19 protein-coding genes are annotated in these 22741 nt (G+C 72.8%); 9 read left to right on the plus strand and 10 right to left on the minus strand.

All coding sequences use genetic code 11. From position 1 onward, the window contains the following. Positions 1-10: 10 nt before the first annotated feature. The 6 genes from ABZ459_RS02875 to ABZ459_RS02900 all read right to left on the minus strand — a co-directional run bounded on the left by ABZ459_RS02875 (position 11) and on the right by ABZ459_RS02900 (position 8101). A complete protein-coding gene (locus ABZ459_RS02875) occupies positions 11-2581 on the minus strand; it encodes a PEP/pyruvate-binding domain-containing protein (protein ID WP_357964987.1) in 2571 nt (856 codons plus the stop codon). Between the two features lie 34 nt (positions 2582-2615). Continuing rightward, positions 2616-3533 carry an alkaline phosphatase family protein gene (locus tag ABZ459_RS02880; RefSeq protein WP_357964989.1) on the minus strand — a complete coding sequence of 306 codons (918 nt, stop codon included), beginning with the start codon at positions 3531-3533 and terminating at the stop codon, positions 2616-2618. Positions 3534-3541: 8 nt separating this feature from the next. Continuing rightward, positions 3542-4315, minus strand: coding sequence for a TIM barrel protein (locus tag ABZ459_RS02885; RefSeq protein ID WP_357964992.1), 774 nt, complete (start codon positions 4313-4315; stop codon positions 3542-3544). A gap of 31 nt (positions 4316-4346) precedes the next feature. Next, positions 4347-5348, minus strand: a complete 1002-nt coding sequence (locus tag ABZ459_RS02890) for a LacI family DNA-binding transcriptional regulator (RefSeq protein WP_357964995.1) — start codon at positions 5346-5348, stop codon at positions 4347-4349. Between the two features lie 124 nt (positions 5349-5472). Further along, positions 5473-6582, minus strand: coding sequence for a hypothetical protein (locus ABZ459_RS02895; protein WP_357964998.1), 1110 nt, complete (start codon positions 6580-6582; stop codon positions 5473-5475). A 91-nt stretch (positions 6583-6673) separates the two neighbouring features. Then, a complete protein-coding gene (locus ABZ459_RS02900; RefSeq protein WP_357965001.1) occupies positions 6674-8101 on the minus strand; it encodes an FAD-dependent monooxygenase in 1428 nt (475 codons plus the stop codon). Between the two features lie 93 nt (positions 8102-8194). Between ABZ459_RS02900 and ABZ459_RS02905 the strand changes: the two genes are divergently transcribed. Next, positions 8195-8488: a helix-turn-helix domain-containing protein gene (locus ABZ459_RS02905; RefSeq protein WP_357965003.1), complete on the plus strand. Its 294-nt coding sequence runs from the start codon at positions 8195-8197 to the stop codon at positions 8486-8488. 16 nt (positions 8489-8504) lie between these two features. Here ABZ459_RS02905 and ABZ459_RS02910 read toward each other — a convergent pair whose 3' ends face one another. Next, positions 8505-9875 carry an LCP family protein gene (locus ABZ459_RS02910; protein ID WP_357965005.1) on the minus strand — a complete coding sequence of 457 codons (1371 nt, stop codon included), beginning with the start codon at positions 9873-9875 and terminating at the stop codon, positions 8505-8507. A gap of 368 nt (positions 9876-10243) precedes the next feature. Between ABZ459_RS02910 and ABZ459_RS02915 the strand changes: the two genes are divergently transcribed. From ABZ459_RS02915 to ABZ459_RS02930, 4 genes are all read left to right on the plus strand, one after another. After that, complete coding sequence (locus ABZ459_RS02915; protein ID WP_357965008.1) at positions 10244-10972, plus strand: hypothetical protein; 729 nt, start codon at positions 10244-10246, stop codon at positions 10970-10972. 40 nt (positions 10973-11012) lie between these two features. Next, positions 11013-12197, plus strand: a complete 1185-nt coding sequence (locus ABZ459_RS02920) for a thiolase family protein (protein ID WP_357965010.1) — start codon at positions 11013-11015, stop codon at positions 12195-12197. Next, on the plus strand, positions 12194-14281 hold the full coding sequence (locus ABZ459_RS02925; protein ID WP_357965013.1) for a 3-hydroxyacyl-CoA dehydrogenase NAD-binding domain-containing protein: 2088 nt from the start codon (positions 12194-12196) through the stop codon (positions 14279-14281). Before ABZ459_RS02920 ends, ABZ459_RS02925 begins: the two co-directional genes overlap by 4 nt. An 88-nt stretch (positions 14282-14369) precedes the next feature. After that, positions 14370-14762, plus strand: coding sequence for an SSI family serine proteinase inhibitor (locus ABZ459_RS02930; protein ID WP_357965016.1), 393 nt, complete (start codon positions 14370-14372; stop codon positions 14760-14762). Positions 14763-14804: 42 nt separating this feature from the next. On the opposite strand, the gene ABZ459_RS02935 is transcribed toward ABZ459_RS02930, so the two are convergent. Then, positions 14805-16268 carry an amino acid permease gene (locus ABZ459_RS02935; protein ID WP_357965019.1) on the minus strand — a complete coding sequence of 488 codons (1464 nt, stop codon included), beginning with the start codon at positions 16266-16268 and terminating at the stop codon, positions 14805-14807. A 90-nt stretch (positions 16269-16358) separates the two neighbouring features. On the opposite strand from ABZ459_RS02935, the gene ABZ459_RS02940 reads away from it, so the two are divergent. After that, positions 16359-16997, plus strand: coding sequence for a DedA family protein (locus tag ABZ459_RS02940; protein ID WP_357965022.1), 639 nt, complete (start codon positions 16359-16361; stop codon positions 16995-16997). On the opposite strand, the gene dxs is transcribed toward ABZ459_RS02940, so the two are convergent. Beyond that, the gene (dxs, locus tag ABZ459_RS02945; protein WP_357965864.1) at positions 16942-18825 is read right to left on the minus strand and encodes a 1-deoxy-D-xylulose-5-phosphate synthase; all 1884 of its coding nucleotides are present in this window, start codon (positions 18823-18825) and stop codon (positions 16942-16944) included. The two genes, ABZ459_RS02940 and dxs, sit on opposite strands and share 56 nt — an antisense overlap. Before the next feature lie 149 nt (positions 18826-18974). Here dxs and ABZ459_RS02950 point away from each other — a divergent pair, with 149 nt between their 5' ends. The 3 genes from ABZ459_RS02950 to ABZ459_RS02960 are packed head-to-tail and all read left to right on the plus strand — an operon-like array spanning position 18975 to position 21511. Then, positions 18975-19862 carry a neutral zinc metallopeptidase gene (locus ABZ459_RS02950; RefSeq protein WP_357965024.1) on the plus strand — a complete coding sequence of 296 codons (888 nt, stop codon included), beginning with the start codon at positions 18975-18977 and terminating at the stop codon, positions 19860-19862. 53 nt (positions 19863-19915) lie between these two features. Continuing rightward, positions 19916-20725: a neutral zinc metallopeptidase gene (locus ABZ459_RS02955; RefSeq protein ID WP_357965027.1), complete on the plus strand. Its 810-nt coding sequence runs from the start codon at positions 19916-19918 to the stop codon at positions 20723-20725. 36 nt (positions 20726-20761) lie between these two features. Beyond that, the gene (locus ABZ459_RS02960) at positions 20762-21511 is read left to right on the plus strand and encodes a neutral zinc metallopeptidase (protein ID WP_357965030.1); all 750 of its coding nucleotides are present in this window, start codon (positions 20762-20764) and stop codon (positions 21509-21511) included. Here ABZ459_RS02960 and ABZ459_RS02965 read toward each other — a convergent pair. Beyond that, positions 21508-22713, minus strand: a complete 1206-nt coding sequence (locus tag ABZ459_RS02965; RefSeq protein ID WP_352325906.1) for an ROK family transcriptional regulator — start codon at positions 22711-22713, stop codon at positions 21508-21510. The genes ABZ459_RS02960 and ABZ459_RS02965 overlap by 4 nt on opposite strands. Positions 22714-22741: the final 28 nt, after the last annotated feature.

Raw genomic sequence — 22741 nt, forward strand, 5'->3', positions numbered from 1 at the left:
CCATAGTGACCTAAAGGGTCACCGTGCCCGCCGCTCCGTCGACGGTGATCTCCTGCCCCGTGGCGATGCGGCCGATGGCGTCGCGGACGCCGACGACGGCGGGGATGCCGTACTCGCGGGCCACCACGGCGCCGTGCGACATGGCGCCGCCCATCTCCATCACCAGGCCGCCGGCGGTGAGGAACAGCGGGGTCCAGCCGGGGTCGGTCGAGGGGCAGACCAGGATCTCGCCCGGTTCGAGGTGGGCCCCGGTCGGGTCGAGCACCACCCTGGCCGGGCCGGTGACCGTGCCGGCCGAGGCCGCCGTGCCGGTCAGCGCGCCGTCGGGCACGGGTCCGGCCAGCGCCTCGGGCTCGGTGCCGTCGGAGAGCATGATCCGGGGCACGTGCCTGCGGCGCGACTCCCGCTCGTACGCCGCCCGCCGCCCGCGCACCAGGTCGCGCAGGTCGCCGCCGGACAGCGCGGACCTGGCCTCCTCCATGCGCAGGAAGTACACGTCGGCGGCGTCGTCCAGGACGCCGGCGGCGACGAGGTGCTCCCCGACCGCGCGCAGGCTGTGCCGGACGGCGGCGATGGCCCTGACCGCGTGGTACTTGGGCAGTTCGCGCAGCCCCGCGTACGCCCGGGTGCGGCCGAGCGCGAAGCGCACCACGGGCGCCCGCCACCGGCCCCTGCGCGCGGCCAGCGCGGCGACCCGCTCGACCTCCTCCCGCGCCGCCCGCGCGCCCCTGGCGAACAGCGCGTCGGGGGCGAGGCCGGAACCGGCGTCCATGCGCAGGTAGTTGGCCAGTACGCCGAGGATGTGCGTGGGGTCGTCGGACCAGCGGGGCACGCCGACGTCGATCTCGGCCACGCCGCGGTGGCCGTACCTGCCGAGGAAGGCGGCGATCTCCTTCTGGGCCCGCGGCGGCAGCTCGCCGGCCCGGTAGCGGCGGGCCAGCTCGGCCGCGGGCACGTCGCCGAACGGCTCGGGCTCGACGCGGGTGGCCAGGTCCCACAGTTCGAGGTCCATCTCGGTGGTCGGGTTGTGCGGGACGCCGCGCAGGACGTCCTGCAGGTCGCCCACCCGCGTGCCGGAGAGCCGGGCGGCCAGGCCGAGCAGGGCGTAGCCGGTGAGCACGATCGGCATGATCGAGACGATGGCCGGGAACGTCCCGCCGAGCAGGCGTTCGGCGTGGTCGAGGCGCTGGGCCGGGGTGGCGCCGGGCGGCGGTTCGAGCCGCCGGTCCAGCTCCTCGCCGACGCGGGCGGCGTGGGCGAGCGCCCTGGCCGGGCTCAGCAGCGCGTCGCGGACGCGCGCCGGCGCGTGCACGCGGCGTGCGAAGCGGCGCAGCCCGCGCAGGAACGGGCGGGGCGAGGTCTGCACCACCGACAGCCGCGGGTCGCCCGCCAGCTCCCGCACGACGGCCGCGGCCCGCGCCTCCCCCAGGGGCATCATGCGGGTCAGGACCGCCCGGCCCGTACGGCTGCGCAGCGGCGTGGTCAGGTCGATCCACAACCGCTGCCCCGCCTCGGACAGGAACGCCGGGCCGTCGAGCCGGTCGGCGGGCGCGTGCCCGAACAGGGTCGCCGCCCCCGAGGCGACCAGGTTGAACGCCGACACCCCCATCGGGGTGAACGGCCCCATCACGCCCTGGGCGACGTTGAGCGACAGGTGCACGCGCAGGCCGGGCCCGGCCGGCCGGGGCAGCGGGTAGAGCGTGGTGATCGGCCTGGCCTGGGTGAGCCAGAGCGTGCCGTCCTGGCCGATGGCCCACTCGGTGTCCTGGGGCGTGCCGTAGTGGTCCTCGACACGCGCGCCGAGCTCGGCCAGGGCGAGCACCTGCGCGTCGGTCAGGCACAGGCCGCCGGCGGCGGTCTCGACGCGTTCGACGCCGCCGCCGGGCAGCGGCCGGACGGCCAGCTTCGGCCCGCCCGCCCGCCGTTCCAGCACCTCGCCGCCCGAGACGACGAACCGGTCGGGATCGACGGCTCCGGAGACGACCGCCTCGCCCAGGCCGGGAGCGGCGTCGAGGACGGTCGCGTGCCGCCTGCCGGTCACCGGGTCGGCGGTGAACATCACCCCGGCCACCCGCGCGTCCACCATCACCTGGACGACCACCGCGAGCCGGACGCCGTCGTGGCCGATGCCGTTGGCCTCCCGGTAGGCCACGGCGCGGTCGCTCCACAACGAGGCCCAGCAGCGGCGTACGGCGTCGAGCACCGCCTCGGCGCCCACCACGTTGAGCAAGGTGTCCTGCTGGCCGGCGAAGCTGGCGAACGGCAGGTCCTCCGCCGTGGCCGAGGAGCGCACGGCCACCGGGACGTCCGCGCCGAGCCGCGCGTAGGACGTCACGATCGCCTCGCGCACCGGGGCGGGCATCTCGGCCCGGAGCAGGTGGCGCCTGGCCCGCCCGGCGAGCCCGTCGCCCGGGGTGAGGTCGAGCCCGGCGGCGACCTGCCGGTAGGCGTCGGTGGTGAGCACCCAGCCGGGCGGGACGGGCAGGCCGGCGCGGGTCAGCTCGCCGAGGTTGGCGGCCTTTCCGCCCACTTCGGCGAGCATCGTGGCGTCGATCTCGGAGAAGTCGCGTGTGGTCCTCATGGAAGGCACCCCTTCTCCGGAGTCTGCCACAAATTCACCAGCTGTTGAACAGCGGTGTCCCGTCCAGTTCCCAGGACGGGTCGAGCGGCACGCCGAGCAGGGCCAGGGCGGTCGGGCCGACGTCCACCAGGCGGGGCTCGGCCAGCGGGCGGCCGCCGAGGTCCGCGCCCAGCCGGTTCGCGATCACGAACACCGTGCGCTCCTCGGCCGAGGTGCCGCCGTGGCCGCCCTCGTCCACGTGGCCGTGGTCGGTGGTGACCAGCACGGTCCAGCTCTCCCCCGGACGGGCGCGGACGGCGTCGAGCAGGCGGCCCAGGTAGGCGTCCTGGGCGTGCAGGGCGGCGGCGTACTCGGGGCAGTGGGGGCCGAGGGCGTGGGCCACCTCGTCGGTGTCGCCGAGATAGACGAAGGCGAGGTCGGGGCCGGTCTCGGCGAGGTGGCGCTCGGCGGCGTCGGCGATCTGCCGGTCGGCGGCGGTCCAGGTGAGGGCGTAGCCGTCCAGGACCATGCGGTGGTCGATGGCGGGGCCGAACGCGCCGTGCTCGCCGAGGGCGGCCCAGGAGAGGAAGGCGGCGGTCACGAGGTCGGGGCGGGCATTCTTCGCACGACTCAAAAAGTCCGGAAATTTCGTGAACTGGGGGCTGGTGAAGCTGTTGTCCACGACGCCGTGTTTGTCGGGCCAGGCGCCCGTGGCGATGGACGACCAGCCGGGGCCCGAGTCCGTGCGCGACCTGATCACGCGGCCCGCCGTCGGCGGCTCCGGAGCCTTGGGCACGACCTCGCCGGGCGACTCCGTCCTGGGGGCCGCCGCCTCGCCGTACGGGAGCTTGCTGGTGCCGTACGCACCGGAGGCCATCAACGACGACAGGACCGGCGGGGCCAGGGCGACGAGCCGGTCGAAGCGCAGGCCGTCCATGCCGACCACGAGGACTTTGTTCTTGTTAAGGGGCATTCCCCTATCTAAGCGGTGAACCGCCGCACCCAGGCGACCGCGTCCGGCAGGATCTCCTCCACCGGCGCCACGTCCGGATACCAGGTGCGCTCCCACTCCAGCGAGACCCATCCGGCGTACCCGGCCGCGCGCAGCAGGTCGCCGGCCTCCTCCAGCGGGACCGCGCCCGTCCCCATCGGGACCGGGGTGGTGTCCTCGGCCGAGACGGCGTCCTTGACCTGGACGTAGGCGAGCGAGGGGCCGAGCGCGGCGAGCGTGGCGGCCGGGGACTCGCCGTTCCGCCAGGGGTGCAACAGGTCCCACAGCGCGCCGGTGGACTCCGGGCAGCCCGCCTCGGCCAGCAGCCCGGCCACGGCCGCGCCGGTGGGCATCAGGTCGTGCGTCTCGACCAGGACGCGTACGCCGAGGTCGGCTGCCGTACCGGCGACGGACCTCAGCCTGCGGGCACCGACCGCCGGATCGTCGCCGCGCGGGAACACCCGCACGCCCGGCGCGCCCAGGTCGGCGGCCAGCCGCAGGTCGGCGAGGAGCGCGTCGGCGACCGGCTCGTCCGGTCCCGGCTCACAGATGCCGACATATCCAGCCAGGGCGGCGATCTCCAGCCCCGCCCGCTCCACCCGTTCCCGCACCCCGCGCCGCTCCTGCGCGGTGAGCCCGGCATGGACGCCGGTGTCCGGATGCAGCCGCAGCTCAAGCCCCTGGCAGCCGTGCGCGGCGGCGATCCCGGCCGCCCGCTCCAGCCCCTCCCCCGGCATCCCCAACGTGCTGACCGCCGGCTTCACGCCATCACCCCGGCTTCCGCGCCCGTCACGCTCATGTCATCCTCCTGACGCTCTCCCGCAGCACGACCTCGCCCGCGACGTGCTCGACCACGGGGGCGGCGGTGGCGTCGTCCCGGCCGAGCGCGAGCTCCAGGGCCCGCGCCCCCATGTCCGTCAGCGGCAGCCGCACGGTCGTCAGCGCGGGCACGTGATCACGCAACGTGACGATGTCGTCGAACCCGGCCACCGAGACGTCCTCGGGCACCCGGATCCCGCGCTCCCGGCAGGCGGCCAGCGCCCCCACGGCCATCACGTCGTTGACCGCGAACACGCAGGTCGCCTTGCCGATCTCGGTCGCGGCCCGGTAGCCGCCGTCGCGGTCGAACGGCCCGTGGACCACGACGGGCTCGGGCAGCCCCAGCTCCCGCAGCGCCTCGGCGAACCCCTCGCACCGGTCGGCGGCGGTCACCAGGTGGGGCGGCCCGGCCAGCACGGCGAAGCGGGTGTGCCCCAGCCCGGCCAGCGCGCGGGCCAGGGCCGCGGCGCCGGCCCGGTTGGCGGGCGCGACGGTGTCCACGCCGAGCAGGTCCTGGCCGACGCACGCGGCCCGGCCGCCGCCCTCCCGGTACCGGGCCAGCTCCTCGCGCAGCCGCCCGGTCACGACGGGGTCGGCGACCCGCGAGCCGACCAGCAGCACGGCGCGCACGCGCTGGGCGTTCATGGTGGCGACGTAGGCGATCTCCTGCTCGGGATCGCGGTGGGTGGTGCCCACCATGACCAGCATGCCCTCGGTGGCGGCGGCCCGCATCGCGCCGTCGGCCAGCGCGGCGAAGTAGGGGTCGGTCAGGTCGTGGACGACGATGCCGATGACGTTGCTCGCGCCCCGGGCCAGCGTCTGGGCGGCGATGTTGGCGCGGTAGCCGAGCTCGTCGGCGGCCCGTTCGACGCGGGCCCGCAGGGTCGCGCCCACCTGGCGGGTGCTGCCGTTGAGCACCCGCGAGGCGGTGGCGAGGGAGACGCCCGCCTGTTTGGCGACGTCCTCAAGCGTGACCACGAGACCTCCCGGAAAGCGGTTTCCAAGTCTGCCAGACGACGACCTGGCTCCGCATCCTCGCACGCCCGCCCCCGGCGGCGGGACAACTCGCGGCCCCGCGCTCACGAGGACGGCGACGGGGTACTCAGGCCCAGGGGAACAGGATGTCGAACAGGCCCTTCTTCTCGCTCGGCGAGGGGGCGGGCTGCTCCTGCTGCACGGGCGGCGCCTGCGTGGGAGGTGCGCTCTCCTGCCGCTCCGGCCGCTTGGTGGCGGGCGCCTCGGCCGAGTCCTCGGGGGTGCCGTCGGAGGTGTCGTTCATCTGGTCCCGCGGGCCGTGGGTGACCTTCTCGTCGGGCGTGGCCGTCGGGCGGCTCTCGCGGGCGGGGGTGGTGGGCCGTACCGACGGCTCGCGGGTGGGACGGGGGCGGCGGGCCACGGGGGTGGGGGTTACGGTCTCGGACACGGTCGGCTCGGCGGTGTCCGTATCCTCGGGCTCGGGCGCGGCCTCGGTCTCCTCCGGGAGCGCCGTCCGCGCCGGGGCGGTGACCTGGCTCGCCCCGGCGCAGGCCCCGGCCCCGCACGGGTCGTCGGAGGAGGTGCCGGTGAGCAGCCAGCCCGCCCCGGCGCCGACCAGCACCACCGCGGCCGCCGCCAGCACCAGCACCCTGGTACGCCGGCGCACCTCACGGTCGCGCCCGGCGCCGCCCCGGTGGTCGTCGGCGTCGTCGGTCCAGCCGGAGCCGAGGAAGCCGCGCCTGGCCTCACCCGCGTCGTCGTCGCGCTCGGGCTTGTAGCCCTGGTCCAGCGGCAGGTAGGGCAGGTCGTCGTCGCCCGCGCGGTCGCCGGACACGTCGGAGACGTTGGGCCCGTCCGCGCCGAGGACGGCGTGCGGCCCGCTCAGGCCCTCGTACGGCCCGGCCAGCGTCTCGTGCGGCCCGCTCAGGGCCTCGTGGGACCCGCCCGGCCCGTCCAGGACGTCGTGCGGGCCGCTCGGGGCGTCGAGCACGTCGTGCGGCGCGTCGACCGGAGTCGCCGAAGCCGCCGGAACCGCGGGGGGCGCCGGGACTTCGACGGGCTGCGCGCCCTGGCCGGCCGGGAGGATGTAGGTCTCGTTGCCGGAGACCTGGATCGCGGGCTGCTCGTCGGTGTCCTCGGTGCTCCACCGGGGGGACAGCACGTCTCCGGTCAGCTCCGGGTTTAACGATTTACCCTGCCCATCCTCGTACGGCCTGTCGTTCTCGTCGCGCGCCACGATGGAACCTCTCTAGCTTTGAATACGGACCGCGACCTTTCTTAACAGACTTGTCCGGAAATTTCACATGTTTCACTAAAGTTACTCAGCGTCACATTGGTCCCAGCCAGCGGGTGAGCGCGGCCTCCAGCGGGTACCCCCGCGCCCCCGACGTCCAGGCCGTATATCCGTCGGGCCGCACGAGCAGCGCCTCGGCGTCGTGCTCCGCGCTGCCGCGCACGATCTCCAGCCGGTCCGCCCACGGAGCGGCCGCCGCCACCAGGTCGTCGCGGCCGCCGAGGTCCAGCAGCACCGCCCGGCCGCCGCGCAGCAGCTCCGCGGTGCGCACCACGCCGTCGGCCGTCTTGACCGGCAGGTCGGGCGCCATCCGCCCGGCCCCCGGCACGCCCACGTCGTAGACGGTGTCCACCCCGCTGATCATCCCGCTCAGGTACTCGTTGACCTGGTCGAACCGCATCAGCTCGGCGAACAGCTCGCGCAGCGGGTCGACGGCGGGGTCGGGATTGGCCAGCGCGCTCTGGGCCCGCACGTTCCACAACACCCGCGCGCCGACCGGATGGCGTTCCGCGTGGTAGCTGTCCAGCAGCCCGGCGGGGGCGTCTCCGCGCACCTCGGCGGCCAGCTTCCAGCCCAGGTTGAAGGCGTCCCCCAGGCCGGTGTTCAGCCCCTGGCCGCCCCACGGGAAGTGCACGTGCGCCGCGTCCCCGGCCAGCAGGACGCGGCCCGCGCGGTAGGTCTCGGCCTGCAGGGCGGCGTCGCCGTACCGGGACAGGTTGCGCGCGCCGGCCATCGGGACCGGCACGCCGAGGATGTGCTCGGCCGCCTCCTGGAGCTCCTCCACCGCGACGGGGGCCTCGCGGTCGGCGTGCGGGGCGCGGAAGTCGTAGGTGGTGACGCGGCTGTGCCCGGCGGGGTCGAGCCAGACGATGACCCAGCCCCGCGGCGTACGCGTATAGCCCGGCGGCACCGTGTACGGGTCGAGCAGCCGTACGTCGCCCATGAGCGCGGCGACGCGGGCCCCGGTGCCGGTGAACGGGATGCCGGCGGCCTTGCGCACCACGCTGCGCGCGCCGTCGGCGCCGACGACGTACCGGGCGGTCAGCTCGTGGCCGTTCACGGTCAGCGCGACGTGGTCGTCCCGCTGCTCCAGGCCGGTGACCTCCTGGCCGCGCCTGATCTCCGCGCCCAGGGCCGCCGCACGGCGGGCGAACACCTGCTCGGCCCACGCCTGCGGGCTGCCCACGATGCTCGGCCCGCCGTCGGTGACCGCTCCGAGGTCCAGCCCGAACAGGCCGGAGAAGTGGAAGCTCACGCTCCCGTACGTGGACCGCCCCACGGCCTCCAGCAGCCCGCGCCGGTCGAGGCTCCGGGCCGTGCCCGCGTGCAGCGTCCCGGCCTTGGACTGGCCGGTCGGCACGGCGAGCCGTTCGAGCACCAGCGGCCGCACCCCCTGCAGGCCCAGCTCGGCGGCGAGCAACATGCCCACGGGCCCGCCACCCACCACGGCGACATCGAACACAGCACCCTCCTCGAATCCGGATGAGTACGTAATCCTCGTACATACGAACAATGTCCGTCAAATCATCGTTCGCGTTATCCGTACAATGGCGGCATGCTGCACCCGTCGCGTGACCAGATCCAGTTGGTGGACGTGCTCGCCGCGCTCGGCCATCCCGTACGCGCCAAGATCGTGCGCGCGTTGGCCTCGGGGGACGAGCTGTTCTGCGGCGAGGTCGTGGCCGACGTGCCGAAGTCGACGCTGACCGCCCACTGGCGGGTGCTGCGCGAGGCCGGCGTCATCTGCCAGCGCCCGGAGGGCCGCAAGTTGTTCATCCGGCTGCGCCGCGACGACCTCGACGCCCGCTTCCCCGGCCTGGTCGACCTTCTGCTGTCCGAGGACCTCTGATCACCCGTCGCCCGGGTCACATGCAGGGGTTCGTGGTGGAGTCGACCACCTTGTCCTTGAGCGAGCCGGGGATCGCCGACGCCACCCGCACGCCCGGCCAGTCGGCCCCGATGACGAGCTGCACGATCGGCCCGTCGGGCAGCGGGGTGACCTTGGTCGCGTACGGCTTCGGGTTCACCGGCGCCACCTTGCCCGCCACCGGCGTGCGCTTGTCCTTCGACAGCCGGGCGGCCACGGCGTCCCCGTAGGCGGCGCCGTTGTCGGCGTCCTTCTTCGCGTACCGGATGGACGTGGTGGCCACCGGCGCGGCGTTGCCGACCTGGACGACGGCGAACCCCTGGTCGGCCAGCTCGTCGGCCACCTGACCGGCCTTGCCGATCTCGGTGGTGCCGTTGAGCACCTGGACGCGCACCCGCCCGTTCTCGACCTTCGGCTTGGCGGCGGCCGAGGGCGGGGTCACCTCGGTGTCGGAGCGCACGGCCTCGAAGAAGTTGCGCGCGTCCGGCTGCTTGAGCTGCACCCGGTTCTTGTCGGCCGGGTACGCCTCCACCGGCACGGTGATGCCCTTGAGCTCCTTGGCGGTCAGCCCCTTGACGCTGCCCGCGATCTCCAGCATCCGCGGCAGCGTGAGCTTGTCGTCCACGGTGACGGCCTTGATCCCGGCCCTGAGGAACGCGTCGGCCTTGATGGGGTCGGTGAGCAGCCCGCCATCGGTGATCTTGTCCAGCACCTTGGTGAGGAAGACCTGCTGGCGCTGGATGCGGCTGAGGTCGCTGCCGTCGCCGAGGGCGTAGCGGGTGCGCACGTACCCGAGGGCCTGCTCGCCCTTGACGACGTGCTTGCCCGCGCTGAGCACGAGCTTGGCCTTGGGGTCGTTGACCGCCTTGGGCAGGCAGATCTCGATGCCGCCGAGGGCGTCGACGATGCCCTTGAAGCCGGTGAAGTCGACCTTCACGATGTGGTTGATCTTGATGTTGGTGAGCGACTCCAGCGTGCGGACCGTGCAGTTGATGCCGCCGTCGTTGAAGGCGGAGTTGATCTGGCGCAGCCCGCCGGCCAGCATCGTGCCGGTGCGGCTCCGGCACTGCGGGATCATGACCATGGTGTCCCGGGGGAAGCTGATCATGGTGGCCTTGTCCCGGTCGGGGGAGATGTGCAGCAGCATGATCGTGTCGGTGCGCTCGCCGAGGCCCTGCGACTTCGCGCCGTACTTCTTGTTGTCGCCCTCACGCGAGTCCGAGCCGACGAGCAGCACGTTGAGCGCGCCGGTCTCGGGCGGCCGAGACGGCCCGGCGTCCACGGAAATGCGCGGGATCCCGTTGTCGATGCTGCGGTAGTACGCGTACCCCCCCAGCGTGACGGCGACCAGCACGAACGTCAGTGCCATGCTCACCCACGCCATCGGCGTGATCCGCCGCGCGCGCCCCGGAGGCCGGCCCAGGCGACGGTTGGGGCGCTGATCGGGGTGGCGGTCCGGGCGGCGGTCGGGGCGATGCTGCGGCCGTTCCGCCGCTCTCCGGCCCTCGCTCACGCGCCCCCCTCTACGCGCGCCCGCACAGGACGCACCCCCGCGCGCCCCTCGCAGAGCGCGGCCCCCTATGGTGTGACGCGCAGCATACTGACAATCCGCCGTTTATACGGCATGTCGCCGATTTCACCCGATCGCGGCCTTCGGAGGACGCGTCCGGCGAGGGCTCCATGCAAAGCGCGCGAATCGGCGGCGTCACTACGGTCCGTGACGCCATCATGACGTCCATGCTTCTGACCGAGATGGCGCCCCCTCCAGGCGCCGAGGCGCTGGCCGGGCTGCGCACCGCCGCCCGGACCGCCCGCCGGGCCGTCTTCGTCGCACTCGCCGGCTCGATCGCGCTGCTGGCCACGTCCCAGGTGCTGGCCGACCGCGCGCCGACCAGAGAGCAGACGTTACCGCTCGCCGTGCTCTCCCTGGCGGTGTTCGCGATCGCGCTGCCCGTCCTGGCGGTCACCCAGTTGGTGTGGGGCGCGCGGGCGCGCCTGGTGCGCCACCGCGAGCGGGAGCTGTTCGCCGTCCCGCCCTCGGCCCGGCGGCGTCCGCTGAGCCGGCTCGGCGTCGCGTCCGGCTGGGCCGTGCTGCTGCTGCTCGGCGGCACCTCTCCCGGGCAGTTCAGGGCGGCCGCCCTGTACGCCTTCGCCGACGCCCTGAGCTGGGCCGTCGAGGCCGCCATGGTGGTCGGCCTGGCCGCGGGGGTGTCGTTCCTCGTCTGGTGGGCACGGGACGCCCTGGGGATAGTGGCGCGCGCCGGGCGTCCGGGAGGATCACCTGGCGATCCGTGGGATCCCGGCCGGGGCGCGCGTCCACGAGGGGGCGCGGCGCTCTGGACGGGCGCGGCCGTGGCGGTCGCCGCCCTGCTCGGAGCCCGCGCCCATCTCTGGGAACCGCCCATGCCGATCGTTTACGCGCTGCTGACCGCCACACTCGTCTGCGGGGTGGTTACCGACGAGTAGCATAGGCGCGGAACCCCATCCAAGAACGAGGAGCGAATCCGTGCCTTCCTCTCGTGACGTCGTGTTCGTCGACGGCGTACGCACGCCTTTCGGCAGGTCAGGGCCGAAGGGACTGTACGCGGAGACCCGCGCTGACGACATGGTCGTCCGCGTCATCCGCGAGCTCATCCGGCGCAACCCCGGGCTGCCTCCCGAGCGCGTGGACGAGGTGGCCATCGCCGCGACGACCCAGATCGGCGACCAGGGCCTGACCATCGGCCGCTCGGCGGCGGTGCTGGCCGGCCTGCCCAAGAGCGTGCCCGGCTACGCGATCGACCGCATGTGCGCGGGCGCGATGACGGCGGTCACCACGGTCGCGGGCGGCATCGCCTTCGGCGCGTACGACGTGGCCATCGCCGGCGGCGTCGAGCACATGGGCCGCCACCCCATGGGCGAGGGCGTGGACCCCAACCCGCGGTTCCTGTCGGAGAAGCTGGTCGACCCGAGCGCGCTGGTCATGGGCATGACCGCCGAGAACCTGCACGACCGCTACCCGTCGATCTCCAAGGAGCGCGCCGACGCCTACGCGGTGCTCTCGCAGGAGAAGGCGGCCAAGGCGTACGCCGACGGCAAGATCCAGCCCGACCTCGTGCCCACCGCGATCAGGACGGCCGAGAAGGGCTGGGGCCTGGCCGCCGAGGACGAGGCGCCGCGCCCCGGCACCACGATGGAGGCGCTGGGCGCGCTCAAGACGCCCTTCCGCCCGCACGGCAACGTCACCGCGGGCAACTCCTCCGGCATCAACGACGGCGCCACCGGCTGCATCGTGGCCGCCCGTGAGGTCGCCGGCGAGCTGGGTCTGACGCCGAAGATGCGCCTGGTCTCCTACGCCTTCGCGGGCGTGGACCCCGAGGTGATGGGCGTGGGCCCGATCCCGTCCACCGAGCGGGCGCTGCGGCTGGCCGGGCTGTCCATCGGCGACATCGGCCTGTTCGAGGTCAACGAGGCGTTCGCCGTCCAGGTCCTGGCCTTCCTGGAGCACTTCGGCATCGCCGACGACGACCAGCGCGTCAACCCCTACGGCGGCGCGATCGCCTTCGGCCACCCGCTGGCCTCCTCGGGCGTGCGGCTCATGACGCAGCTCGCCCGCCAGTTCGGCGAGCGGCCCGACGTGCGGTACGGCATCACCACCATGTGCGTCGGCATGGGCATGGGCGGCACTGTGATCTGGGAGAACCTGGCATGAGCGACATCGAGACCTGGCGCACGCTGCTGAGCGGGCGCAACACCGACGAGGTCGTTACCAAGGCCCTCGTGCGCGACGTGCCGCTGCCCGGCGGCGCCGGCACGATGGCCCTGATCACCCTGGACAACGGCTTCGACCACACCAAGCCCAACACCTTCGGCCCGCACGGCCTGTTCGCGCTGGACGAGGCCCTGTCGCAGATCGCCGCGCGCACCGACCTGGCCGCGGTGGGCGTCACGGGCAAGCCGTTCATCTTCGCCGTCGGCGCCGACCTCAAGGGCGCGGCGGCCGTGGCCTCCCGCGAGGAGGCCGAGGCCATCGGCGCGCTGGGCCACCACGTCTTCCGCAGGCTGGGCGAGCTACCGATCCCGACGTTCGCGTTCGTGAACGGCGCGGCCATGGGCGGCGGCCTGGAGATCGCGCTGCACTGCGCGTACCGGACGATCTCCTCCGGCGTGCCCGCGGTGGCGCTGCCCGAGTGCTTCCTCGGCCTGGTGCCCGGCTGGGGCGGCACGCAGCTACTCCCCCGCCTGATCGGCCCGGCGAACGCGATCAAGCTGATCATCGAGAACCCGCTGTCGCAGAACCGCATGATCAAGGGCGCGGACGCCTACAAGCTGGGCGTCGCGGACGCGATGTTCGAGCCGGCCGACTTCCTGGAGGAGTCGCTGCGCTGGGCCGCCCGCGTGGTCAAGGGCGAGGTCGCCGTCGAGCGGCAGGAGCACGACGGCTGGGACAAGGCCGTCGCCGACGCGCGCTTCCTGGTGGACATGAAGCTGCGCGGCGCCTCCCCCGCCCCCTACCGGGCGCTCGACCTGATCGCGCTGGCCGCGACCGCCTCGCGCGACGAGGGCTTCGCCGCCGAGACGCAGGCGCTGGCCGACCTGCTGATGGGCGACGAGCTGCGGGCCGGGCTCTACTCCTTCGACCTGGTCCAGCGCCGGGCCAAGCGTCCGGCGGGCGCGCCGGACCGGTCGCTGGCCCGCAAGGTCACCAAGGTCGGCGTCGTGGGCGCCGGGCTGATGGCCTCGCAGATGGCGCTGCTGTTCGCCCGCCGCCTGGAGGTCCCGGTCGTGCTGACCGACCTCGACCAGTCCCGCCTGGACAAGGGCGTGGGGTACGTGCACGCCGAGGTCGACAAGCTGCTGGGCAAGGGCCGCGTCTCGGCCGACCAGGCCAACCGGCTCAAGTCCCTGGTCACCGGCTCGCTGACCAAGGACGCCTTCGCCGACGCCGACTTCGTCATCGAGGCCGTCTTCGAGGACATGGCGGTCAAGAAGCAGGTGTTCGCCGAGGTCGAGGCCGTGGTCTCGGACGAGTGCGTGCTCGCCACCAACACCTCCTCGCTCTCGCTCACCGAGATGGGCGCCGGGCTGGCGCACCCCGAGCGGCTGGTCGGGTTCCACTTCTTCAACCCGGTCGCCGTGATGCCGCTGCTGGAGATCATCAGGGGCGCCTCGACCGACGACGCCACGCTGGCCACGGCGTTCGCGGTGGGCAAGTCGCTGCGGAAGTCGTCCGTGCTGGTGAAGGACGCCCCGGCGTTCGTGGTCAACCGGCTGCTGACCTGCTTCATGGGCGAGGTCGTGGCCGCCGTGGACGAGGGCACGCCGCTGGAGGTCGCCGAGCACGCGCTCGACGGGCTCGGGCTGCCGATGACGCCGTTCGCGCTGCTGCAGCTCGTCGGCCCGGCCGTCGGCCTGCACGTCGCCGAGACGCTGCACGCGGCCTTCCCCGAGCGGTTCGGCGTCTCGGAGAACATGGCCAAGCTGGTCGCCTCGGGCAAGCCCGGCGTCTACCGTCCGGACTTCTCGCTCGACCCGGAGGCGGTCGCCCTGTTCGCCGGCGGCACGTCGCCGTCCACGGCCGAGCAGGTCCGTGAGCGCGTGCTCGGGGCGCTGTCCCGGGAGATCCGGATCATGCTGGACGAGGGCGTCGTCGCCGGGCCGCAGGACATCGACCTGTGCATGATCCTGGGCGCCGGCTGGCCGTTCCATCTGGGTGGCATCACGCCTTATCTGGACAGGTCGGGGATCGCCCAGCCCCGGTTCCTTCCGCCCGGTGTGGCCTCGCTGCCCGCGTGATTTTACGGAGGCCCGCCCGGCGGGTCTCCGTACGTCATGGCCGCCTTCGCCGTAGCGTACTGTGCCGTCCTACGAACGGAGAGTAACCATGATGCGAGCAGTCGGCACGATCGCTCTGTCCGGAGCCCTCGTGCTGGGTGCGTCGTCGCCCTCCCTGGCGGCGCCCCCCACCCCCAAGGTCGTCCTCAAGGTCACCATGGCGGTGAAGAACGGCCCGACCAAGGGCGCCTGGCTCAACTGCAGCCCCGACGGCGGCACCCACCCCTCCGCCCACGCCGCCTGCGCTCTCCTGCGCAAGGTGAAGGGTGACCCGGCCAAGATCAACGTCTCGCCGAAGGCGGCCGCGGCCTGCGGCAAGGAGCTGGAGCCGCGCGCCGTCATGATCCTTGGCAAGTGGTACGACAAGACCGTCAAGTGGGGCAAGGTCTACACCAACGCCTGCACGATGAAGGCGGGCCTCGGAACGCTCCTGGCGATCTGAGCGGGCGAGGGGGGCGGGCCACCGGTCCGCCCCCCTCGCGCGTCACCGGCCGGGCACGGCCCCCCGCCTGCTGTGACGGTAGCCGTAGGCGAAGTAGACGACCACGCCGATGATCATCCAGACGACGAACCTGAGCCAGGTCTCCAGCGGCAGGTTGAGCATCAGGTAGAGGCAGGCCAGCACCGACAGGATCGGCAGCAGCGGCACCATCGGCACCCGGAAGGCCCGCTCCAGGTCGGGCCGGGTGCGCCGGAGCACGATCACGCCGACGGAGACCACCATGAACGCGAACAGCGTGCCGATGTTCACCAGCTCGGCCAGCTCCCCGAACGACACGAACCCGGCCAGCGCCATGGTCACCAGGCCGATGAGGACGGTGAGCCGGGCGGGCGTGCCGAAGGTGGGGTGGACGACGGCCAGCCGGCGCGGCAGCAGGCCGTCCCGGCACATGGCGAACAACACCCGGGTCTGCCCGAGCAGCAGCACCAGCACCACGGTCGTCAGCCCGGCGATGGCGCCCACGCTGATGATGGCGGCCAGCCAGGGGTGGCCGACGGCGGTGAACGCGTCCGACAGCGGCGCGCTCGTGCTCAGCTGCTTGTACGGCTGCATGCCGACCACGACCAGCGAGACGGCGACGTAGAGGATCGTGCAGACGGCCAGCGAGCCGATGATGCCGCGCGGCACGTCGCGCTGCGGGCGCACGGTCTCCTCGGCGGCGGTGGCCACGATGTCGAAGCCGATGAAGGCGAAGAACACGATCGCCGCGGCCGAGAAGATGCCGATCACGCCGAACGCGACGGGCGTGACCCCGAACAGCACCTGGATCAGCGGCGCCTTCAGCCCCTCGACCCGCGGCGAGGCCACCGGGTCGGGGATGAAGGGCGTGTAGTTGGCGGCCTTGACGAAGAACAGCCCGGCCACGATGACCAGCAGCACCACCGTGATCTTGGTGATCACCAGGATCAGGTTGACCCGCGAGGAGATCTTGATGCCGGCCACGAGGATCGCGGTGAGGATCAGCACGATGGCCACCGCGGGCACGTTGACCACGGGATCGTCGCCCGCGATGGACGCCGGCAGGTGGATGCCGACGGAGTCGAGCATCGAGGCGAAGTAGCCCGACCAGCCGACCGACACCACGGCCGCGGCCAGCGCCAGCTCCAGGATCAGGTCCCAGCCGATCACCCAGGCGGGGAACTCGCCGAGGGTGGCGAAGGAGAAGGTGTAGGCGGACCCGGCCACGGGGATCGTCGAGGCGAACTCGGCGTAGCACAGCGCCGCCAGGCCGCACACCACGGCCGCCACGACGAACGAGAGCGCGACCGCCGGCCCCGCCACCTCCTTGGCCACCTGGCCGGTGAGCACGAAGATCCCGGTACCGACGATCACGCCGATGCCGAAGACCATCAGGTCCATGGCGCTCAGCCGCTTGCGCAGCTGGTGCTCGGGAGTTTCGGTGTCGCGGATCGACTGTTCGACGCTCTTCGTGCGAAAGATGTCCACGATCAGCGATCCTTCCCAGACCCTCAGTGATCATGCGCTCGCGCCGGGCACGCCGGTGAAGCGCCTCGTCGGGGGTAGCGGACCCGCATCATGGTGGACGACCTGCTGGACACGCTGGCCGGTCAGGACGTGGCGGTGGTGCTGTCGCTCGTCCTGGTCTTCCTGACCCTGGACGCCTCGGTCGGGATCGGCCTGATCACGCCGGGCGACGGCCTGCTGCTCGTCGCGGGCGCCACGTCGGGCAGCGTGCCCGAGACGCTGGCCCTGATCGGCACCGGCGTGCTGGCCTGCCTCCTGGGCGCGACGGGCGGCCACCGCCTGGGCCGCCGGTACGGCCCCCGCCTGCGGCGCAGCAGGCTCGGCCGGCGCGTCGGCGAGGAGCGCTGGGCCCGCGCGGAGCAGATCCTGCGGCGCAGCGGCTGGGCGCTGGCCCTGGCCTACTTCCTGCCGGTGGTGCACGCGCTGACGCCGGCCGTGGCGGGCGCGGTGGGCATGCCCTACCGCCGGTTCATGCCGTGGGCCCTGCTGGGCAGCACGGCGTGGGTGAGCACGTACATCGTGCTGGGGGCGGTGGCCGGGCAGATGGCGCGGCGGCAGGCGTACCTGCTGCTGCCGGCGGCGGCCGCGGCGGTGGTCGTCATGCTGGCGATCACCGCCGTGGTCCGCCGGGTGCTCAACGGCGGACCGGCTGCTCCACGCGGGAGGTCCGCTTCGCGACGGCCTCGGTGATCTGGCGCGCGAGGTCCTGCCCGGTCAGGCCGATGCGGCCGAGGATCACGGCCCGCTTGGCGTGGTCGAGGAACTCCTGCGGGATGCCGAAGGTGCGCACCGGGACGTCGACGTCGGCGTCGCGGAGCAGGCGGGCCACGGCGTCGCCCACGCCGCCCACGCGGCCGTTGTCCTCGACCACGGCGACCAGCTTGTGGGCGCCGGCGGCCAGCGTCAGCGCCTCGTCGAGCGGCTTGACCCAGCGCGGGTCGACCACGGTGGCCGAGATGCCCTGCGCGTCGAGCAGGACGGCCGCCTCCATGCACACGTGCGCCATCGGGCCGACGCCCACCAGCAGCACGTCGGGCTCGCCCTCGGCGGCCCGCAGCAGGTCCATCTCGCCCAGGCGGCCCACGGACTCCAGCGGCTCGGCCACCGGGCCCTTGGGGAAGCGCAGCACGGTCGGCCCGTCGGAGACCTCCACGGCCTCGCGCAGCAGCTCGGTGACGCGGTCGCCGTCGCGCGGCACCGCGATCCGCAGGCCGGGCACGACCTGGAGGATCGACAGGTCCCACATGCCGTTGTGGCTGGCGCCGTCGTCGCCGGTGACGCCGGCCCGGTCGAGGACGACGGTGACCGGCAGCCGGTGCAGGGCGACGTCCATCAGGAGCTGGTCGAAGGCCCGGTTGAGGAAGGTGGCGTAGACGGCCACGACCGGGTGCAGGCCGCCGAGCGCGAGGCCGGCCGCGCTGGTCAGCGCGTGCTGCTCGGCGATGCCGACGTCGTAGATGCGGTCGGGGAAGGCGTCGGCGAAGGCGTTGAGGCCGGTGGGGTGGAGCATGGCCGCGGTGATGGCGACCAGGTCCTCGCGCTCCTTGCCGAGCCTGACCAGCTCCTCGCTGAAGACGTTGGTCCAGATGCGGGGCTTGGGCTTCTCGGCGCCGGTGGCGCGGTCGAAGGCGCCGGGCGAGTGGAACTGGTCTTCGTCGTGGTTCTCGGCGGGGGTGTAGCCGCGGCCCTTCTGGGTGAGGGCGTGCACGATGACCGGGCCGCGGAAGGCGCGGGCCTTGCGCAGCGCCGCCTCCATGGCCTGCTCGTCGTGGCCGTCGATGGGGCCGACGTACTTCAGGCCGAGGTCCTCGAACATGACCTGCGGGGCCAGGACGTCCTTGACGCCCTTCTTGAAGCCGTGGAGGGCGTCGTAGAGGACCGGAACGTTCCCGAGCTTGTCCTTGACGTATTCGAGCATGTCCTCGTAGCGGCGGTTGACGCGCAGCGAGGACAGGTGGGAGGCCAGGCCGCCGATGGTCGGGGAGTAGGAGCGGCCGTTGTCGTTGACCACGATCACGACGGGCAGGTCTTTGATCGCGGCGATGTTGTTGAGCGCCTCCCAGGCCATGCCGCCGGTGAGCGCGCCGTCGCCGATCACCGCGACGACCGTGCGCTCGCGCTCGCCGCGCAGCTTGAACGCCTTGGCCAGGCCGTCGGCGTAGGACAGCGCGGTGGAGGCGTGGGAGTTCTCGACGAAGTCGTGCTCGGACTCGGTCTGGCTCGGGTAGCCGGACAGGCCGCCCTCCTGCTTGAGCGCCTCGAAGCCGGCCGCGCGGCCGGTGAGCAGCTTGTGCACGTACGCCTGGTGGCCGGTGTCCCAGATCACCGGGTCGCGCGGGGAGTCGAAGACGCGGTGGACGGCGATGGTGAGCTCGACCACGCCCAGGTTCGGCCCGAGGTGGCCGCCGAACCTGGCGCAGGCGTCGACGAGCAGGTCACGGATCTCCCCCGCGAGCCGCGGCAGCTCATCGACAGCGAGCCGTTTGACGTCGTGCGGTCCCTCTATCGAGCCCAGCAACCCGCTCACGGATGCGACTCCCCTCTGCCTCGTTCGCCGTCTGCTTCTTTTCGACGACGCAGAAGAGTCTAGTTCGCCGACGTCTCACTGACTCCATCGAGTCAAATCCACCCACATATGTCCGATCTTGACCTAGTCTTTCCGGACATATGAACTCCCTCCCTAAAGGCAGGATCGCGGTTCTGGTCGCCGCGGCTCTCGCCCTCGCCATGGCCGCCGCCTCCCTCGTGCTCGTGCTTTCCGACGTCGCCCCGACCTCGGCCGAGCGTGCGCCGGTCAGCCAAGCCCAGAAACTCGCCTCACCGCCCGCCGCGGCCCGGGCCGGCGCCGCCGCGCCCGGCGGCCAGGCGCAGGCCACGGCCAACGCCCTTTACCGGACCGGCCGGCTCGCCGACGCCAACTGCGCGCCGGGCGCGCTGCCCGCGGGCAGCATGATCGCCTACCGCCGCTTCCTCACGCGGGTGACGAACTGCCTGAACAAGGCGTGGGCCACGCAGTTCCGCAAGGCCCGTCTGCCGTTCAGCAAGCCGCGGCTGCGGATCATCACCAAGAAGGTCAGGACGCCCTGCGGCGCCTGGAACACCGGCGCCGACGGCGTCTACTGCTCCACCGACCGCACGATGTACCTACTGATCGGCCGCGACCAGCTCCGCAACCCGTTCCCGCTGGGCATCAGCCGCCTGATCGCCCACGAGTACGGCCACCACGTCCAGCAGGCCTCGGGCATCTGGAACTACTTCTGGACGGCCAGGTCCACCGCGGGCAAGGCCGGGCGCCTTCAGCTCTCGCGCAGGTCCGAACTGCAGGCCGAGTGCTTCTCCGCCGTCTTCATGAGCACGATGAAGGGCACCGGGCTGGTGAACCAGTCCGACTGGGACTACACGGTCCAGTGGTTCTACAAGAACGGCGCCAAGGGCTGGCCGCAGAACGACCACGGCAAGGGCCCGACGCAGGCGGCCTGGATGACCAGGGGCTTCAACCGGGGCGCGCCCGGCGCCTGCAACACGTGGGCGGCGGCTGCACGAAACGTCCAGTGACGTCAGGCATATCCGCTTTACCTGGATCTCCCTCTTTTGTAGGGTGCCTTCCCATGCGTACCCCCCGATTGGCGATCATCGCCGGAGCCCTGGCGAGCGTTTTCGTCGCCGGTACGGCCCACGCGGCCGTGGCCGCCCCGGCGAGCAAGCCGGTCCTGACGAAGAACCCGATCTACAAGACCGGCCGGCTCGCGCTCAGAACGTGCGAGGAGCCGCCGGTCCAGTCCGGGACCGAGGACGAGGCGCGGGTCTACTTCGAGGCGGTGCTCGAATGCCTCGACAAGGCCTGGGGCCCCAAGCTCAAGCAGGCGGGCTTCGCCTTCAGCAAGCCGAAGTTCCGGGTGATCACCAAGCTGGGCGCCCCCACGGGCTGCGGCGGCTTCCCGGGGGGCGCGCAGGCGCTGTACTGCCCGGTCAACAGGACGATGACCCTCCTGCTCAGCCCGAACGTCGTGGAGGAGCCTTCGGACCCGGTGCTGATGCTGGTGGTGGCCCACGAGTACGGCCACCACGTCCAGAAGCTCACCGGCATGCTCCGGCACAACAAGCGCGGCGAGTACGTGCTGGACAACCCGCGGAACCTGGAGCCGGTGCGACGTACCGAGCTGCAGGCCGAGTGCTACGCCGGGGTGTTCATGGGCAGCGTCTGGGACTCGCTGGGCCGTAGCCAGAAGGAGTTCGACTCCCTGCTCAAGGGCACACACGACGTCGACCTCAGCGCGCTCGGCGTGAAGACGCGCTCGTCGGCCGACCTGTCCCACGGCTCGGACGCCAACGTCGCGTGGTGGCTCAAGCGCGGCTTCACCGGCAAGTCGGCGGGCTCCTGCAACACCTGGGCCGCTCCCAAGGCCAAGGTCGGCTAAGCCAAACTCGTACAAACTCCTCTAAGATCCGCGATCGTGCGCATTCCCCTCATGGCGCTCGCCATGTGCATGATCGCGGTTCTTCTGTCGCCGGCTCCGTCGGCCGCGGCGGGCCGCCCGGCGCGAGGGGGCCTGTCGGCCGCGCCGGTCGTCTCGCGGGAACGCCTGGCGTGCGCCGTCCCCGCCATCAGGACGGGCAGCGCCGCCTCGCTCAAGTCGTTCCACCGGGCCATGGCCAGGTGCGCCGACCGTTTCTGGGCCGGCCGGTTCGCGGCCGCGGGCCTGACCTACACCCCGCCCAAGGTGACCGTCACCACCGGCGGCGACTCGGTCTGCGGCCGGATCACCGCCAACGGCGCGCAGTACTGCCCGGCGCAGCGCACGATCGTCATCCGCATCATGAAGCACGACCTGGACGACCCGTTCAGGATGAACATCGCGCACTCCGTCGCGCACGAGTGGGGACACCACGTCCAGGAGCTCACCGGCGTGCTGGACGCGCAGAACGCCCTGTACCAGCCCGCCTCCACGGGGGCCCGCACCCTGCTCAGCCACCGGCTGGAGATGCAGGCCGAGTGCTTCGCCGGCGTCTTCTACAGCGCGGCGCTCACCTCGATCAAACCCGACGTCACCTGGCGCGACTGGCTGGACGCCGTCCGCCGGGCGGACTACAGCAAGATCCACGGACGCCCGCGCAACCTGGCCTACTGGCAGAACCGCGGCTACCGCGACGGCTCCGCCGCCGCCTGCGACACCTGGACGGCCCCCAAGGCCCGGGTGCGCTAGGAGCTGACCCTGGCCAGCACTTCCAGCGGGTCGGCCAGCACGTGGGCGAAGGCCAGCTCGGCCGCCCCGACGAGGGTCACGTGGTCGCCGAGCGCCGAGGTGCGCAGCCGTACGTGCTCGCGCTGGGGGGCCATGGCGTGCAGCGCCAGCCGGGTGCGGACCTGCGCCGCCGAGCCGAGGTAGACCTCCCGCAACATGCCCCCGAAGATCACCATCTCCGGGTTGAAGATGTTGACCAGGTTCGCCACGCCGAGCCCGAGCCAGTCGCCGACCCGGCTCAGCGCCTCCTGCGCGACGATGTCGCCCCGGTCGGCCGCGTCGACCACGGCCCGCACCGCGTCGCGGCCGTGCTGGCCGGGCCCGAACCGGCCGGCCAGCTCCAGCAGCGCCCGCTCCCCCACCTCGGCCTCCAGGCAGCCGTGCGAGCCGCAGGAGCACTCGCGCCCGCCGGGGTTGACGACCATGTGGCCGACCTCGCCGCCGTAGCCGTCGAAGCCGCCGAGCAGGTGGCCGCCGGTGATGATGCCGCCGCCGATGCCCACGTCGCCGTGCAGGCAGATGAGGTCGCGCACGCCCACGCCGAGGCCGCGGCTGTGCTCGGCCAGGGCCGCCAGGTTGGCGTCGTTGCCCACGCTGACCGGCAGCCCGAGGCCCAGCCTGCGGCCGAGCTCCTCGCCGAACGGCACGTCGTGGGCCATCAGGTTGGGCCCGAACGTCACCACGCCGTCGCCCTTGCGCACCCCGCCGGACACGGCGGCGGCGGCGCCGACGCACACGGTGTCGTCGCGCGTCTTGCGCCGCATCTGCCTGGCGAACCCCGACAGCACCCCGGCCAGCTCGTCGAGGGCGAATCTGCCCCGGTCGCGGGTGGTCTCCCTGCGGTCGAGGATGACGCCGCCCAGCCCCACCCGCGCCGCCACGAGCCGGTCGGGGCCCACGTCGAACGCGAACACGTAGACGCGCGCCGACTCCGGGCGCACCACCAGCGAGGGCCGGCCGGCCCGGCCGGTCTCCCGCGGCAGCTCCTCCCGCACCAGCCCGGCGGCGGTCAGGTCGGACGTCAGCGCCATGATGGTGCTGCGGTTGAGCCCCATCTTCGAGGTCAGCTCGGCGCGCGAGATCGGCCCGCCCAGATGGACATGGCGAAGCAGCGCGCCGAGATTGTGGCGCCTGATGTCCTCCTGGGACGGTCCGGCACGCATCGTCTGGGGTTCCTTCAGGGGCTGCGGG

It is taken from the genome of Nonomuraea sp. NPDC005692 (genome assembly GCF_040631115.1).
Taxonomy (GTDB): domain Bacteria; phylum Actinomycetota; class Actinomycetes; order Streptosporangiales; family Streptosporangiaceae; genus Nonomuraea.

Excerpts from the sequence above, each read along its gene's own strand:
- ABZ459_RS02905 (WP_357965003.1), top strand. The coding sequence starts at position 8,195 with ATGCTGCACCCGTCGCGTGACCAGATCCAGTTGGTGGACGTGCTCGCC.
- ABZ459_RS02965 (WP_352325906.1), bottom strand. The coding sequence starts at position 22,713 with ATGCGTGCCGGACCGTCCCAGGAGGACATCAGGCGCCACAATCTCGGC.
- ABZ459_RS02880 (WP_357964989.1), bottom strand. The coding sequence starts at position 3,533 with ATGCCCCTTAACAAGAACAAAGTCCTCGTGGTCGGCATGGACGGCCTG.
- ABZ459_RS02955 (WP_357965027.1), top strand. The coding sequence starts at position 19,916 with ATGCGTACCCCCCGATTGGCGATCATCGCCGGAGCCCTGGCGAGCGTT.
- ABZ459_RS02915 (WP_357965008.1), top strand. The coding sequence starts at position 10,244 with ATGCTTCTGACCGAGATGGCGCCCCCTCCAGGCGCCGAGGCGCTGGCC.
- ABZ459_RS02950 (WP_357965024.1), top strand. The coding sequence starts at position 18,975 with ATGAACTCCCTCCCTAAAGGCAGGATCGCGGTTCTGGTCGCCGCGGCT.
- ABZ459_RS02910 (WP_357965005.1), bottom strand. The coding sequence starts at position 9,875 with ATGGCACTGACGTTCGTGCTGGTCGCCGTCACGCTGGGGGGGTACGCG.
- ABZ459_RS02875 (WP_357964987.1), bottom strand. The coding sequence starts at position 2,581 with ATGAGGACCACACGCGACTTCTCCGAGATCGACGCCACGATGCTCGCC.
- ABZ459_RS02930 (WP_357965016.1), top strand. The coding sequence starts at position 14,370 with ATGATGCGAGCAGTCGGCACGATCGCTCTGTCCGGAGCCCTCGTGCTG.
- ABZ459_RS02940 (WP_357965022.1), top strand. The coding sequence starts at position 16,359 with ATGGTGGACGACCTGCTGGACACGCTGGCCGGTCAGGACGTGGCGGTG.
- ABZ459_RS02925 (WP_357965013.1), top strand. The coding sequence starts at position 12,194 with ATGAGCGACATCGAGACCTGGCGCACGCTGCTGAGCGGGCGCAACACC.